Raw genomic sequence first — 15,022 nt, forward strand, 5'->3', positions numbered from 1 at the left:
TTTAAATTCTGCATTAAATGTTCGACGTTCTCTTTTAGTCATCGTAGATTCTCCTCGAGTATAATATCTGTAGTCTACTTGACCTTAATTTTCCTGTCTAGTTTAGTGTAGCCGATTCATTTTGCCACATCCATTCCGTAAAGACATTAGAGAACACTCTATGTCTTGCATTTCCTCTACAATGGAATTATTTAATGAGACAACAGATCTCCTTCTTTCCAAGGGTCTCGAAGTTCGGTCACCTTATATTCCATATCTGCAAGAAGTGGATATGGTTGAAAGGCAACACTTCCTAGCTGGGTGGTGGGGGAAACAAAGACCCATAACAGCTCCGGAGATCACTCATCTTTACTCTAATATTCAAACGAACTATATAGGCACAGCAGTTATAACTGGTTTTGCTCAGGTTGTGAACTCAAAAGATGTTAGAGATTATTTAATAAGGGGCAAAGAGATTTCAATGAAACAAATTGAAGTTTTAAGTAAATATTTACAAGAAAGTGATCTTCCTGCCCTGTAACCTGGGATGCACAAGTTCAAGACATAACAGAATCGCCTTTCTCTGATAAATTAATGCTGTATCAAATTTCCATGATGTCAGCTGCAGGTATGGGAAACTATGGAACTGCCATTTCCGCTAGTCCAAGACGTGATATTGCTGCTGATTATGTACGTTTACAAGGAGAGATTGGACTTTACGCAGAGGACGGTTTAAATCTCCAAATTAAGCATGCTTGGATGGAAAGGCCCCCTCATGCACCTGATAGAGAAGAGTTAATGAAGTGAAAAGGTATAGATTTAAGATTGAGTAGAGTCATGGTATAAAAAGGAACGAACGATAAATAATAAGGTTATGAATATTGATCATATATGAAATCGAACATAAAAATCTAAAAAAAAGGGTCATACGAATGTGAATTCAAAAGAAAAATTGTTATGGAGTATAGCATTTCCAGGTTTCGGTCAATTACTTAACGGAAAATATCTAAAAGGGATCATATTTATATTATTGGAATTTATCATCAATATTCAATCCCAATTTAATAAGATTATTTATTATAGTTTTAATGGGGATATAAGTAAAGCTATTGAACATACCGAATACCAATGGCTCATGTTTTATCCTTGTGTTTACTTCTTTTCGATGTGGGATGCGTATAAGGATGCAGGTGGAGACAGGGATCCTTATTCCTATATTCCCTTTGTAGTGTGTGCGTTTTTTGTTACTGTTGGACTTATGTATTCAGCTAGGGTAAAGCTATTTGGAGTAAGTTTGGGAACAGTTTGGTTTCCAATGTTATGTGTAATTCCTGGGGTTTTTGTAGGGGTTTTACTAAAAAAGATATTAAGTATTAAGTAACTAATAGTAATTACCTGTAATTTTGTAGTAATGTTCATTACGGGGGGCGAACAATCATACGTCTCTTGGGACAGGTATCCAACTTCGGTGTTAACCCAGATTGATTAAGCAATTAAGATATACAAGGTCACACAACAATTAATGTAATCGGCTACAAACACAAAAAATAAAAAATGAGTAGATCATGTATTACATAGTCTACTCATTTAACATATTAACAAGCCGGGCTACCTTAATGGATTGGCAATATGATAAGCCTTTTGCTATGGAGGATATATGGAGATATATAAAGTAAAGCAGCTAAATAATCTGTTTAGCTATGATTTAACTATTCTAATAAAGCAAAGCAAAGAGGAGGGTTTCCGCTTTATTGAAAGATTAGTAAATGATTATAAAAATGGGTCTAACACTTTTCGCAATTCTGGAGAGGCACTGTTTGGTGTTTTTAACGAAAAAGAAGAACTGATTGCCATCGGTGGACTTAATAAAAATCCTTATTCACAAAAACAATATGTAGGTAGAATAAGAAGGTTTTATGTTACAAAAGAATATAGGAGAAATGGTATTGGAAGCTTGTTAATAAAAAGAATAATCAAGGAAGCAGTAAAGTATTATAAAATAGTAGTTCTGCACACAGATACCAAACAAGCGGATCATTTTTATTCCTCTGTTGGGTTTTTAAAGGGAGATCTATATCCAGATTCCACTCACTATATAGAACTGAAAAACTACATGTTATTAAACTAACTAAAACATTTATCAATTTTTATCATATTAGAAGATTGACAGGATCGTTAATGGTAAGATCTGTCTAAAAAATGGGGGCTATGGAATTGAAAAAGACAATTTTGATACCAATTTTTATTCTGGTCGTTCTTTTAATTGGTATTTTTTCTTTTATAAAAATTAATCCTCCACTAGTTAGTGGAACAATTGCTTCATCAGGGGATTTAACATTCGTTGTTATAAGTATAGGAAATAAAGGCTTTAGTCATGTTAAGATTAACGACGTCTTAGTAAATAACAATGAAGAACCAAAAGATAAAAATATTCAGTTGAGCAATCCGTTAAAAGGCTTCATTGTAGCTGAAAATTTTGATGGTGAGGCGAGGGAGTATGGCATTACGAATATAAACGACGTATTAATTGAGGCAAATACCTCTCCATCATCACAGTTAGATAAAGTTAATAACGGTACTGCTACTGAAGATGATAAAAGTTATGGTTTAAGTGTTATCCATAACAAAGAAATAAATTTGGTTACTATAAACTATCGCTATTTGGGACTGTCATTTGAAAAACGTGTTCCTATTAATCAATAAATTTTTACTCGCCACTTTCAAGGTAAGATATTCTTCAGCAATTGAACGCTTATCTTGAATAGTTTTTTAACCTTTAAAAATGTTTAGGATTTTTATGGTGATATAAAGTGCAAAGGAGGTAATTTATCTTGGAATTACAATTGTCTAAAAGGATAAAAGAATCCTTTTGGTATGTATTCCCTGTAATATTTGTTTTAAGCGCTTATTATCATATCTTTTCCAGTTGGGAACTTCAATTATATAAATTTAATGAAATTGAAGATTTCGGTACACTATTGTTTGTATGTGGCTTAAGTGCATGTGAGAGTGCATTATTCACAGTTTCCTTATTATGGATATTGGAACTTCTAAAGAACGTATTAATTAAACCGAACAATAGGTAAGGAAGTATTATTGTTTTGACATGTGTAAGAAATATTCAATTCACGGAGACTATTAAAGCTGTATCGATTTAAAAGGTAACGTTCTTAAAGGAGGAGATATTTATGTCGGGTATTCATTGTGACTTTATCCGAGCTTCGATAAAGGACATTGACAGCATGATCTGTTTACGAATAGCACTTTTAAAAGAATTAGGTGAAATAAAATCAAGCCAAGAAGAACAACTGGTACGATCTTCAACAAAAGAATATTTACAGCAAGCTATCTCTAATAATGAATTTATCTCCTATATTGCTAGGTGTAACGGAGAAACTGTAGGGGCTAGTGGAGTAGTTATCATTAAAAGACCTCCTTATTTAGAAAATTTAAATGGTATGGAGGCTTACATACTCAATATGTATACAATCCCTCAACATCGAGGTAGAGGGATTTCAAGGAAGTTGCTTGAGAGTTGTATCGATGAATGTAAAAATATTGGTGTAAAACGTGTATGGTTACATAGTTCCGATAACGGAAAACACCTTTATCAAAAGGTAGGATTCACTCCTAAAAGTAATGAAATGGAATTCTTTATTTAATATATTGATAATAGATGTAACTACTTAAGTAGTTAATGATTTAAGGACTAGACTTGAAGAAGCTGTGGGCATAGTTGATCTTTAAAGGCTCTAATACTTCCTTCTTCAAAAAGCTGGTATCCAATTAGATGGTGAAAATAGGTGAGTTATTTCCCATAGAACGACCACATTAAACAAAATTTAGATAGGTATCTTTCATAATACAGAGCTGTTAAATGACATACAAAGGAATAGTGATTTTTATGGCTTAAGACTTAAAAAAAAAAGCGAGTGGATAAAACTAAAAAACCATTAGAGGGTTATGCCCCTTTATTTTAGACTAAATTGTAATATTCGTGGAAAGAATAGGAGGTGTCTACATAGCTTGAAAAAAGGTGGAATCATTTTTGATAGATAACAAAAAAATCTCACCATTTCAATTCGGATTATTAGTGGTTGTTTTTACGATAGGAAGCTCTATTCTCCTTACTCCTTCTGAACTAGCCAGTATAGCTAAGCAGGATGCGTGGATAGCCTCACTATTCGGAATAGGAATATCAATTATGATCATTATTATATTTAGTATTTTAGCTAAACAGTATCCGAGTTACAATTTTGCTGAATACTGTGAAATAATATTGGGGAAATGGCTAGGTAAAATAATTGCTGTTACATTTGTGTATTTTTCTTTTGTTGGTGCATCGAGTTTATTATTTGATATGGGGAATTTTATGGTTACTCAAATAATGCCTGAATCTCCAATTGAAATATTAAATATTGTGTTTGCACTTGTTATTTTATATGGTTTGAGACTAGGAATAGAAGTAATAGCCAGAACGGTGGAAATCTTTTTTCCCTGGATCGTTCTATTATTACTCCTCCTTGTAATCGCTATTATTCCTCAGATAGAGATGACAAATATTCAGCCTGTTTTTGAGGCGGATTTAAAAACAGTTACTGATGGAGCAATTGTATATGCAAGCACAGCCGGGATGCCTTGTGTAGTATTTACAATGCTAATACCATTAATAAATAATCAAAATAAGATTGGTAGGATGTTCATAACTGCTAATATCATAGGCGGAATTGTTATTACAGTCATTACAATTACTAGTATTGGTGTATTAGGTGCTGATACAACTTCCCGTGTTGCATTTCCAAGTTATGTGTTAGCAAAGAAAATCAGTTTGGCTGATTTTCTGGAAAGAATTGAAGTTATTGTTGCAATTATATGGTTTATAACCCTTTTTTTCAAAATAATCCTATATTTTTATGCAAGTATTATTGGTACAGCTCAAATTTTAGGTTTAACTGATTATCGGCCTTTTTTAGTACCCTTTGTATTGCTATTAGTTATACATTCACTCATTATGTATCCTAATACAATTTATGAAGCTGAATTTAACAATAGGGTATGGGTGGCATTTGCTTTAACGATTGGGTTTCTTCTTCCAGCAGTCCTATTGGTGATTTCTATTTTGCGGAAAAAAATGAAATCAAACGTAAAGTAATAAATTATTTAGATGGATAAAATTAGTGAATTAGCCCATTATCACAAAGAGCAATTTTGTCTTTAAACAATCTCTCTAGTAGACAGTTCTTTTACCATTAAAAAGTGTGGAATTCCATCTTCCATAAATATGGGAGATGAGATTTGATAACCAAGTTTTTTATAAAAACCCTCTGCCTGTGTTTGTCCATGTAATTTAACCTGCAATACTCCCTTTTCTTCCGCAATTTCTTCCAATGCTTTAATCATAACTCTACCTAGCCCCAATTTACGGAACGGCTTTAGGATACATATTCTTTCTATTTTTCCTGCACCATCGACAACCCTTAGTCTTCCCGTTCCGACTGGCTGATCATTGTAATGAACTAAAATGTGCTCACAAAGTCCATTTAATGTATCAAATTGATCATATTCATCATTTAAAGGTACGCCTTGTTCCTCCACAAATACTTGTTTTCGAATAGCAAATACTGCCTTTAAATCTTCATCAAGTATAACTTTTTTAATAAACATTTTTTTCAGTCCTTTAAGATTAATACAGTTATATTGTTGCAAATACAACAAAAATAGCTTACATTTAATATAGATCATTTTTATTGTAAATGCAACAAAAATGAATGTGTGGAGGTAATCATGAGAGAAATTTTACGGGAAATTGGTATGATAGCCAGGGCGTTGGACTCTATAAGCAATATAGAATTTAAAGAATATGACCTCACAAAAGGCCAGTATTTGTACCTTGTGAGAATATGTGAAAGTCCAGGAATCATTCAAGAAAAACTAGCTGAGATCATAAAAGTAGATCGAACAACTGCTGCTCGTGCTATAAAAAAGCTTGAACTAAATGGTTTTATTGAGAAGAAAAATGATGAATATAACCAAAAAATAAAAAAGCTTTTTCCAACAGAGAAAGGGAAAAACGTTTATCCTTTCATAAAAAGAGAAAATGAACATTCAAATCATGTGGCATTAGAGGGATTTACTGATATTGAAGCAGAGACTATTTATCATCTACTTCATAGAGTCAGGAAAAATGTAGAAGTCGATTGGGAATACGTTAAGAAAGGAAACAAGAGAAATTATTAATCATCTATAGGGGAGACATATGAATGACAATATCGATAAAAAAATGTACCATTGAGAATCTGAGCATGCTTCAAGAAATTAGTTATGTAACATTTACCGAGACATTTAAGCATCATAATTCACCAGAAAATTTGAATGATTTTTTGGAAAGGGCATTTAACTTGCATCAACTAGAAAAAGAGTTATCCAATAGATCTTCACAATTCTTTTTTGTTTATTTCAATGATGAAGTAGCTGGATATTTAAAGGTTAATATCAATGATGCCCAGTCTGAAGAGATGGGTGATGAATCACTTGAAATTGAGAGAATTTATATAAAAAAGGAATTTCAAAAACATGGACTTGGTAAATATCTACTAAATAAAGCGATTGAACTCGCAATGGAATGTAATAAACAGAAAATCTGGCTGGGTGTATGGGAAAACAATCAAAATGCTATTGGTTTTTATAAGAAAATGGGATTTTCTCCAACAGGAACTCATTCTTTTTATATGGGTGATGATGTACAAACGGACTTTATTATGACCAAAACACTCATATAACTTCTTCGAAAGGTGGATTATGATGTATACTCCAAAACATTTTAAAATCACAGATGAAACAGTTACTTACGATATTATAAAAGATCATAGTTTTGCGACACTATTTTCTTTAAACAACGGAATGCCATTTGCCACTCATTTACCGTTAATTTTGAACAAGGAGAAGACATACTTATATGGACACTTTGCTCGGCCAAATCCTCAGTGGAAAGATAGTAAAGATCAAACGGTGCTAGCTGTTTTTCATGGTCCTCATTGTTATATTTCACCATCTTGGTATGAGACGAATAAGGCAGTACCGACCTGGAATTACGTGACAGTTCATGTATATGGAGAAGTAGTGCTATTAGAGGATGAAGAGGAGTTACTAGCTTCCTTACATGACATGGTAATAAAATATGAAGCTTCAGACAGTTCATATAGTTTACAAGATGTGAATCCTGAGTTTCTGGCTGGTATGAATAAAGGAGTCCAAGGTATTAAAATTAAGATTAATAGGATAGAAGGAAAATGTAAATTAAGTCAAAACCATTCATTAGAGAGACAAGAGCTAGTTATTAATCAACTCGAGCAAAAATCTACGACAGATGAGCAACAGATCGCCAAATTAATGAAGACAAATCTAAAAAAGTAAATGTATAGTGTTCTAACACACTCTATGAGATTAGTTTTTTAAGCGTAATAAGAATAAGATGTACCTAATTGTTGAACAGCTTTTAAAACAGGGAGTAATGCGCCTCCCGGTTTTTTTTATGGAAAAAGGGGTTTTTTAAAAAGTTTGACTTACGAGTAGCTAAGTTTTATAATTTGGTTGGTTAACCAAACTATGGAGGTGAAATATGGGTAAGGAAGATAAGAAACAACGTATAATAGATGCTTCTTATAAGGTTTTCGCCAATAAGGGGTATAATAATGCATCAATAAAGGATATTGCTAAAGAAGCTGATGTAACACCTGGACTCATTCACTATTATTTTAAAAATAAAGAAGAAGTGTTATTTTCCGTTCAGAATTATGTTCAAGAGGGATATCATAACAAGTACACAGGGAAAGATGTGAATGATGTATCTCCATTTGACACTTTACACGAGATAAAATCCAGGTCAGAAGAGGATCCTGAATGGTACAGAATGCGTTATGAATTATATTCTTTAGGCTTAAAGAATAAGGATATTCAAAAAGAAGTAGCTTCAATTTTAAGCATTGGAAGAGAAAGCTTAAGTAAACCCTTACAGAAACTTAGTGGAGCGGAAAAAGATCATGAAGGAATAGCCAGTATTTTGTTAGCCTGTTTTGATGGCCTCGCATTGCAGAAAATATTAGATAAAGATTTTAATATAGATGAAGCATATGAAGTGTTAGGGAGATTAGTCGAAATCTATTTGAATGAATAGATTTTTTATTAACGCACATATTGGTTGGTTGACCAATTAAAATAGATTCTTTACAAACTACATGTGAAAAAGGTGTGTTGAAAAATGAAAAAAGTACTTTTATCTATAATGTTGTTTACATTGTTTGTCAGCCCTATCTCTACAATCGCAGTAAGTAACAATCAGGCAGAATTCATAAAGAAATTTATGGATGATGCTATTGACGAATACAACATTCCTGGTGCATCACTTGTCGTGATCAAGGATGGAGATTTAGTTTTTCAAGAAAATTGGGGTGTTCAAAGCGATGGTTCTCCTGTAACTAATGATACGTTGTTTACATTAGGTTCTGTTAGTAAACCTTTAACAAGCCTTGGAATTATGATATTAGTTCAGCAGAATATGATCGAACTTGATCAGACAATTGATACGTATATACCATCATTTACATACAAACAAAATGGTCATGAAAATAAAATCACAATACGCCATCTTTTATCACATACAAGTGGTATAAGTGCTTTTGATGGTTTAAAAATAGCTGAGTTAAACTTAAGAGGAAAAGACGCCATAAGCGATGCAGTTCAAAAACTTAATAACGTAGAACTCAATCATGAACCAGGCGAAGTGCACCAATATAGTCCAGCTAACTATTTGCTTTTAGGGAAGATTATTGAAAATGTCTCAAATCAATCTTTTACTGAGTTTATGAATGATGAACTATTTTTCAAGCTGGGTATGAACCAAACTGTCTCGAATTATAAAAGTGCCTCTGAACTAGGATATCAACCAGGATTTCAATCATGGTTTGGAAAACCTATACAAAGTGAGAACATGTATGATGATAGTGGGGCTCCTTATGGGTATATTTCTTCTACTCCGAATGATATGGCGAAATATATACAATTCTAACTAAAGGGAGAAGGTTTACTATCTAAACAATACTTTGAAATGTACATTTCCCCCCAAGTTTCAAGAAAAGAAGACATGTATTATGGATTAGGCTGGAGAATTTCTACAAAAGAAAATGATTCTTATATCTTCCATGGAGGAGAAACACCTGATTCACGGTCTGAACTTTTGGTTAACCCTGAAAAGAAGTATGGTTTCATATTGCTGACGAATAAGAATAATTTTTCTGAAGTGCTACAAACAACTTATATGAAAGAAGGTATTAAAGCAATTATTGAAAACGGTAAGTTACCTGAAAGTCCAAAGGTAACTCATCACATGCAATGGATAACATTATTTTGTACGATCTTACTTGCCATGTTGTCTGTATGGAATCTATTTGTCTTAAAGAGAAAAAGCACCATACGGAAAAAAATGTGGATTGTCATTGGAGTATCGTCCATTATATGTTCAATTACTATAATACCTGCTTTAACCTATATATTCGGTGCACCTTGGCATACCATTACCTATTATGCACCTGACACAGCTTTTTTAATTAAATGTCTAGTTGCTGTATTTGCTTGTAATGGGTTTATATTACTTTCTATCATGACCTTAAAAAAGAAAAAGAGAAATTTCTTTAAGAAAAGGATCCATGAAGATGAAACTAGTTTATAACAGAGTTGGAACCCTCTAAAATCTTTTGTCTTAATTTTTTACCATTATTTCAAAATTGTATGGTATTATGTAAAAAACTTCATAATCTTTTCTATAGGTGCTATCCTTCTTGAAGATAGATAGCTTAAAAGGGAAGTTTGGTGAAAATCCGACACGGTTCCCGCCACTGTAATTTTAGAGCCACTTGCAAAATGTCACTGCTTTTTTTGAAAAAAGCGGGAAGGCGCAAGTAGTGTAGAAGATAAGTCAGGAGACCTGCCTATATGAACAACACTGATAGACCTACGGGAGATTAGGGAGGTGGCTAGTTTTGCTTATTATATTTTGTGGATTTATAGACACTACCTGTGTATCTTTCTAAGGCATTTCTGACCTCTTAAGTCAGAAGTGCTTTTTATTTTGGTTTATTTATCCTGAGTGCACAGAAGTAAACAGCCGTTGTAAACTATTTATTTTTAGGAGGAGAAGAGATGAAGAAAAGGTACAAAAGGTTGGCTACATGGTTTTTTTTGGCATTATTCATTATTGCATTAGTAGGTTGCTCTTCTAAAGAGGAAAAACAAGTAGCTAAGGAAAATAAAGAAGTGGGTGAAAAGACTGCTAGCTTAGCGTTTACTTGGAGTCCATCAAGCTTAGATCCACATAGTGAAGATAGCTGGGAGGTAATGCGATCAGGAACTGCGGAAACATTAATTAAATTAAACGAAGATTTAACACCAATACCATGGTTGGCAAAATCATGGGAGCAAGTAGACGATCGTACTTGGTTGTTCCATTTGCAAGAAAATGTAACATTTCATAACGGAAAAGTAATGGATGCAAAGGCAGTAAAGAATTCTTTACAACGTGCCATTGAAAAAAACCAAGGAACAAAAGATTTATTAAAAATTGAATCAATGGAAGTTGTATCAGAAACAGAGTTAAAAATTGAAACAACAGAAATCAATGCAGCACTAATCTCAAACTTAGCAGCCCCAGGTACGATTGTCGTGGATGTAGATTCTCTTGATAAAAAGGATACCTATCCTGCGTTTACAGGTGTATATATGATTAAACAATTTAACCAAGACGAATCTCTAATTGTAAATCGTTATGAAGATTATTGGGGTGAAAAAGCAAAACTAGCTGAAGTAACGATTAAATTTATTGCTGACGGTAATACGCGTTTAATGGCTTTACAATCCGGAGATGTAGATGGTGCAACCGATATATCAGTTGATAATATTGAAGTTCTAGAAAAAAATAAAAAATTTGAGGTTTTAACAGCTAAATCATTACGAACTCACTTAATGATGTACAACTTGGAATCTCCAATATTTAAGCAACTAGCTATTCGTAAAGCTGTCGATTCAATAATTCCACGCCAAGAAATTGTAGAAGGTGTTATGAAAGGTCAAGGAACTGTAGCAGTTGGTCCATTTTCACCAGTTTTACCATTTGGACAATTAAGTGAAACACAGGAGAACGTTTCTGTTGAACAACTCATGCACCAAGATGGTTGGACGAAAGGCAAAGATGGGTTATGGGAAAAAAACGGAAATGTTTTTGAAGCCACTCTCTTATCATTCCCACAACGTCCTGAGCTAACTGTTATGGCAGAGGTTATTCAAAGCAAATTACTTGAACAAGGGATGAAAATAAACATTCGCCAAGTAGAAAATATTGATGAAACACTGGATAAGGAAGAATGGGATTTAGCCATGTATAGTATGCTTACAGCTCATACTGGTAGTCCAAATTTTTTCTTAGAGGTTTTCTATAAATCGGATAGTTCATCAAACAAAAATCATTTTGCTTCACAGACAGTTGATGAAATGATCAATCAATTACATCAAACAACTGATACAAAAAAGAGCAATGCTTTAGCAATCCAAATTCAAGAGGAACTTGGAAAGCAAGTACCTCATTCATATATTGTATATCCAAATACTGTATTTGCGGTGAACAAAAATTTGAAAGGCTTTGAGGCATTTTCAATTGAGTATTACTACAATAATGCTAATGTTGACAAAGAATAATTAGATATGATGCAAAAATTTTTTCTACAACATATTACTCAATTAGTTCTTGTTATATTTTGTGTTGCGACGCTAACATTTTTATTGGTTAGAATTTCGCCTGGAGATCCGGCTACGATAATGTTAAAAGCCAATGGTGTTCCTGTTTCTGATGAAGCTATTTATGCACTTAAGAGTGAACTAGGCTTAACAAATTCTATAGGCAGCCAATACATTGAATGGCTACAGCAAATATTTACTGGGCAATGGGGCGTGTCATTTGTTTCAGAAAGGCCTGTCATAAGTGAGTTGTTTGCAAGGTTACCTGCTACGTTAGAGCTAGCATTTGCAGGGCTTGTGGTAATGTTAGTTGTGACCTTAGTTTTGGGAATCTCTACGGCTGTTTATGAAAATGGAGTAGTGGATAAAATAGGGCGTGTTTTAGCACTATTAGGTTCAGCAATACCTACATTTTGGTTAGGATTCCTATTTATGTATCTTTTCTCGGTTCATTTTGGTTGGTTACCAACAATGGGAAGAAATGATTTGGAACATTTAATTTTACCAGCGACAACATTAGGTTTAAGCCTAGGGGCAGTATATGCTCGTGTTTTGCACATACAAATGCTTGAAATGTTACAGCAACCATTTGTTAAGGCATCTAGAGCAAGAGGGATATCAAAAAATAGGGTTTTAATATTTCAAGTATTAAAGCATGCGTTATTACCAATTGTAACGATGATTGGCACAAGCTTTGCATATATGTTAGGTGGAAGTATCATTGTAGAAACAATTTTTTCATGGCCGGGTTTAGGTCGATACGTCATAGAATCTATTAATATGCGAGATTATCCTGTTATTCAAGGCTACGTTGTTTTTGCAGCTATTATATTTGTCGTTATTCATATGCTAGTAGATTTTATCTATTTACTCATTGATCCGCGTTTAAAAGTTCGATAGGAGGATGCAGAGGATGTGGAAGAGATTCAAGCAAGTAAATATCGGTTTGCTTGGAGGGGGTGGAATCCTAGTTGGTTTTTGTTTGTTAGGATTATTTGCACCATGGATTGCACCTCATGATCCAATAGCCATAAATTTGGCTGCTAGATTACAGTCTTCAAGTTGGGTTTATCCTTTTGGAACAGATCATTTGGGCCGTTGTATCTTATCTCGTATTATTTTTGGTGTTCGAATAAGTGTTACATCTGCTTTAATCATCATGTTCTTTACTATGTTAATTAGTGTTCCAATTGCGTTATTAACAGGTTATGTTAGAGGACGTACAGATCATTTTATCATGCGGATCATCGATAGCACTTTAGCTATTCCGGATATTGTCCTAACGATTGCAATTGTAGGCTTATTAGGTCCCGGCTTAGTAAATATGCTGTTCGCCATTGTAGTCGTTCGTTGGGCAAGTTATGTTCGCTTTATTCGGAGTCTTGTTGTAAAAATATCTCAAGAAAATTATATCCTCTCAGCAAGAATGGCTGGAAATACTCATTTTCGTATATTAAAACGTTACATACTACCTCAAATAGGGATGCCTATTATGGTTTTTAGTGCTTTAGATATGGGCAAGATTGTTTTGAATATTGCCGGTCTTTCTTTTTTGGGATTAGGAACTCAGCCCCCCACGCCTGATTGGGGTGCAATGCTAAATGATGCTATTGATTATTTCCAGTCTTCTCCACATGTTATGTTCTTCCCTGGTTTATCTATTGTTTTATTTGTCCTAGCATGTCAGTTAGTAAGTGAAAAACTAGGGATAATGAATAGGACAGTAGGGAAGGAGGCATAAAATGGAGGAAGAAAGCCCATTATTAAAGGTTGAGCATATAGAAGTTACATATAAACATAGACAGCAGCAAAAAGTGATTATTCAAGATGCTTCTTTCATGTTATATCCAGGAGAAATAGTTGCAATGACTGGTAAAAGTGGTGCGGGTAAAAGTATTGTTTCAAATGCAATAGTTGGATTGCTAGACAAAGGGTTACATGTAACAAAAGGAAAAATTCTGTTTGAAGGGAAAAATATTGTGGAATTTAGTGAGAAGCAATTTGAAAATTTAAGAAAACATAGTATTGCCATGATGATTCAACATTCATTAAACGGATTAGACCCGATTAGGCTAGTAAAAAAGCAGATGGTAGAGACAATTCGACAGAGAAAGCTAGGTTCAAATCAAGAAGTTGAACAATTATTACATCATTTGCTCACTCAAGTTGGTTTTTCCGAACCGGAACAAATTCTTCATTCATATCCATTCGAGTTAAGCGGGGGAATGAGGCAGCGAGTATTATTAGCGATGATCGTAAGTTTAAAGCCGAAAATATTAATTGCTGATGAACCAACAACTGCACTTGATATAGTAAATCGTGAAAAAGTATTAAGGTTATTAAAGGAGTTACAACGTAATTTAGGATTAACGGTACTTCTTATTTCTCATGATGAAAACAGTATAAATAAGTATGCAGATCGTGTCATTCATATGAATGAAGGAGGGGTACTTTTTTCCTAATGTTAGAATTAGAGCAAGTGACAAAAGAGTATTCTATTCGATTTCGAAGAGGGAAAAGTAAGAAGAAAATGGCCGTCAACAATGTTAGCTTAACCATTTCAAAAGGGGAAAGTGTAGCGCTTGTAGGTGAGAGTGGGAGCGGAAAAAGTACCCTTGCAAAATTAATTATGCGAATGGAGAAACAAACCTCCGGGCAAATTTTATGGAATGGACATAGTATTGACACAAAACAATTGGAAGGTAGTACATTCTATAAAAATATACAAATGGTATTGCAAGATTCTTCAGCGTCATTGCATCCTAAAATGCGTATTGAAGAAATACTATCAGAGCCTATTCGTAATTTTTTTCCAGATAAAAAGAATTGGTATGAAGAATGTATGAAACTTTTGTATGTAGTTGGCTTGGACACGTCATTTTTGAAGTATTTTCCTAATCAATTAAGTGGTGGGCAAAAACAACGTATATGTATAGCTAAAGCTTTAGCCGTTAAGCCAAAACTCATTGTTTTGGATGAATCTATCGCTAGCTTGGATCGTCCTTCTCAACAATCAATTGTAGAAAGTTTGAGATTGTTTCAAATGCAAAATGGGACAAGTTATCTATTTATTACTCATGATTTACAGTCCGCTAAACAACTATGTAAACGTATAGAAGTGATGCATCAAGGAGAAATTGTAGAGACTATTACTCATTGGGAACGGGGGCAGCTAGAGCACCCATATTCACAATTACTTTTTGACACAATGAGCTAATGTATAAAGCATGATATCAACCTAAAAAGGGATGTTCTATATAAG

General features: G+C 33.7%; 20 protein-coding genes and 1 riboswitch. Of the genes, 19 read left to right on the forward strand and 1 reads right to left on the reverse strand.

Going from position 1 to position 15,022, the window contains the following annotated elements:
• Positions 1 to 181 precede the first annotated feature (181 nt).
• From LC095_RS26835 to LC095_RS14885, 8 genes are all read left to right on the forward strand, one after another.
• On the forward strand, positions 182 to 520 hold the full coding sequence (locus LC095_RS26835; protein WP_264196054.1) for a DUF3231 family protein: 339 nt from the start codon (positions 182 to 184) through the stop codon (positions 518 to 520).
• Between the two features lie 53 nt (positions 521 to 573).
• A complete protein-coding gene (locus LC095_RS26840; RefSeq protein ID WP_264196055.1) occupies positions 574 to 786 on the forward strand; it encodes a DUF3231 family protein in 213 nt (70 codons plus the stop codon).
• Positions 787 to 913: 127 nt separating this feature from the next.
• The gene (locus tag LC095_RS14860; protein WP_226528888.1) at positions 914 to 1,360 is read left to right on the forward strand and encodes a hypothetical protein; all 447 of its coding nucleotides are present in this window, start codon (positions 914 to 916) and stop codon (positions 1,358 to 1,360) included.
• A 276-nt stretch (positions 1,361 to 1,636) separates the two neighbouring features.
• A complete protein-coding gene (locus LC095_RS14865; protein ID WP_226528889.1) occupies positions 1,637 to 2,107 on the forward strand; it encodes a GNAT family N-acetyltransferase in 471 nt (156 codons plus the stop codon).
• Positions 2,108 to 2,193: 86 nt separating this feature from the next.
• On the forward strand, positions 2,194 to 2,682 hold the full coding sequence (locus LC095_RS14870; protein ID WP_226528890.1) for a hypothetical protein: 489 nt from the start codon (positions 2,194 to 2,196) through the stop codon (positions 2,680 to 2,682).
• A 128-nt stretch (positions 2,683 to 2,810) separates the two neighbouring features.
• Complete coding sequence (locus tag LC095_RS14875) at positions 2,811 to 3,065, forward strand: hypothetical protein (RefSeq protein ID WP_226528891.1); 255 nt, start codon at positions 2,811 to 2,813, stop codon at positions 3,063 to 3,065.
• Positions 3,066 to 3,167: 102 nt separating this feature from the next.
• Positions 3,168 to 3,641, forward strand: a complete 474-nt coding sequence (locus LC095_RS14880) for a GNAT family N-acetyltransferase (protein ID WP_226528892.1) — start codon at positions 3,168 to 3,170, stop codon at positions 3,639 to 3,641.
• A 386-nt stretch (positions 3,642 to 4,027) separates the two neighbouring features.
• On the forward strand, positions 4,028 to 5,131 hold the full coding sequence (locus tag LC095_RS14885) for a GerAB/ArcD/ProY family transporter (RefSeq protein ID WP_226528893.1): 1,104 nt from the start codon (positions 4,028 to 4,030) through the stop codon (positions 5,129 to 5,131).
• 62 nt (positions 5,132 to 5,193) lie between these two features.
• Here the strand turns inward: LC095_RS14885 and LC095_RS14890 are convergent, their stop codons facing one another.
• On the reverse strand, positions 5,194 to 5,643 hold the full coding sequence (locus LC095_RS14890) for a GNAT family N-acetyltransferase (RefSeq protein ID WP_226528894.1): 450 nt from the start codon (positions 5,641 to 5,643) through the stop codon (positions 5,194 to 5,196).
• A gap of 120 nt (positions 5,644 to 5,763) precedes the next feature.
• On the opposite strand from LC095_RS14890, the gene LC095_RS14895 reads away from it, so the two are divergent.
• The 11 genes from LC095_RS14895 to LC095_RS14940 all read left to right on the forward strand — a co-directional run bounded on the left by LC095_RS14895 (position 5,764) and on the right by LC095_RS14940 (position 14,977).
• Positions 5,764 to 6,216 carry a MarR family winged helix-turn-helix transcriptional regulator gene (locus LC095_RS14895; protein WP_226528895.1) on the forward strand — a complete coding sequence of 151 codons (453 nt, stop codon included), beginning with the start codon at positions 5,764 to 5,766 and terminating at the stop codon, positions 6,214 to 6,216.
• A 23-nt stretch (positions 6,217 to 6,239) separates the two neighbouring features.
• Positions 6,240 to 6,758, forward strand: a complete 519-nt coding sequence (locus LC095_RS14900) for a GNAT family N-acetyltransferase (protein ID WP_226528896.1) — start codon at positions 6,240 to 6,242, stop codon at positions 6,756 to 6,758.
• Positions 6,759 to 6,780: 22 nt separating this feature from the next.
• A complete protein-coding gene (locus LC095_RS14905; protein ID WP_226528897.1) occupies positions 6,781 to 7,392 on the forward strand; it encodes an FMN-binding negative transcriptional regulator in 612 nt (203 codons plus the stop codon).
• Between the two features lie 205 nt (positions 7,393 to 7,597).
• Positions 7,598 to 8,152 carry a TetR/AcrR family transcriptional regulator gene (locus LC095_RS14910; protein WP_226528898.1) on the forward strand — a complete coding sequence of 185 codons (555 nt, stop codon included), beginning with the start codon at positions 7,598 to 7,600 and terminating at the stop codon, positions 8,150 to 8,152.
• 84 nt (positions 8,153 to 8,236) lie between these two features.
• Positions 8,237 to 9,043 (forward strand): serine hydrolase domain-containing protein, encoded by an 807-nt coding sequence (locus LC095_RS27080; protein WP_319005800.1) that lies wholly within the window; start codon positions 8,237 to 8,239, stop codon positions 9,041 to 9,043.
• 39 nt (positions 9,044 to 9,082) lie between these two features.
• A complete protein-coding gene (locus tag LC095_RS27085; RefSeq protein ID WP_319005801.1) occupies positions 9,083 to 9,703 on the forward strand; it encodes a hypothetical protein in 621 nt (206 codons plus the stop codon).
• 78 nt (positions 9,704 to 9,781) lie between these two features.
• A riboswitch (cobalamin riboswitch) is annotated at positions 9,782 to 9,981 on the forward strand.
• A 192-nt stretch (positions 9,982 to 10,173) separates the two neighbouring features.
• Positions 10,174 to 11,721, forward strand: a complete 1,548-nt coding sequence (locus LC095_RS14920) for an ABC transporter substrate-binding protein (RefSeq protein WP_226528899.1) — start codon at positions 10,174 to 10,176, stop codon at positions 11,719 to 11,721.
• A gap of 9 nt (positions 11,722 to 11,730) precedes the next feature.
• Positions 11,731 to 12,660, forward strand: a complete 930-nt coding sequence (nikB, locus tag LC095_RS14925; RefSeq protein WP_226528900.1) for a nickel ABC transporter permease — start codon at positions 11,731 to 11,733, stop codon at positions 12,658 to 12,660.
• A gap of 13 nt (positions 12,661 to 12,673) precedes the next feature.
• The gene (locus LC095_RS14930) at positions 12,674 to 13,501 is read left to right on the forward strand and encodes an ABC transporter permease subunit (RefSeq protein ID WP_319005802.1); all 828 of its coding nucleotides are present in this window, start codon (positions 12,674 to 12,676) and stop codon (positions 13,499 to 13,501) included.
• A 1-nt stretch (position 13,502) separates the two neighbouring features.
• Positions 13,503 to 14,222 carry an ABC transporter ATP-binding protein gene (locus LC095_RS14935; RefSeq protein ID WP_226528902.1) on the forward strand — a complete coding sequence of 240 codons (720 nt, stop codon included), beginning with the start codon at positions 13,503 to 13,505 and terminating at the stop codon, positions 14,220 to 14,222.
• The gene (locus LC095_RS14940; RefSeq protein ID WP_226528903.1) at positions 14,222 to 14,977 is read left to right on the forward strand and encodes an ABC transporter ATP-binding protein; all 756 of its coding nucleotides are present in this window, start codon (positions 14,222 to 14,224) and stop codon (positions 14,975 to 14,977) included. Before LC095_RS14935 ends, LC095_RS14940 begins: the two co-directional genes overlap by 1 nt.
• Positions 14,978 to 15,022 lie beyond the last annotated feature (45 nt).

This window comes from Metabacillus niabensis (assembly GCF_020524345.1).
Classification (GTDB): domain Bacteria; phylum Bacillota; class Bacilli; order Bacillales; family Bacillaceae; genus Metabacillus; species Metabacillus niabensis_B.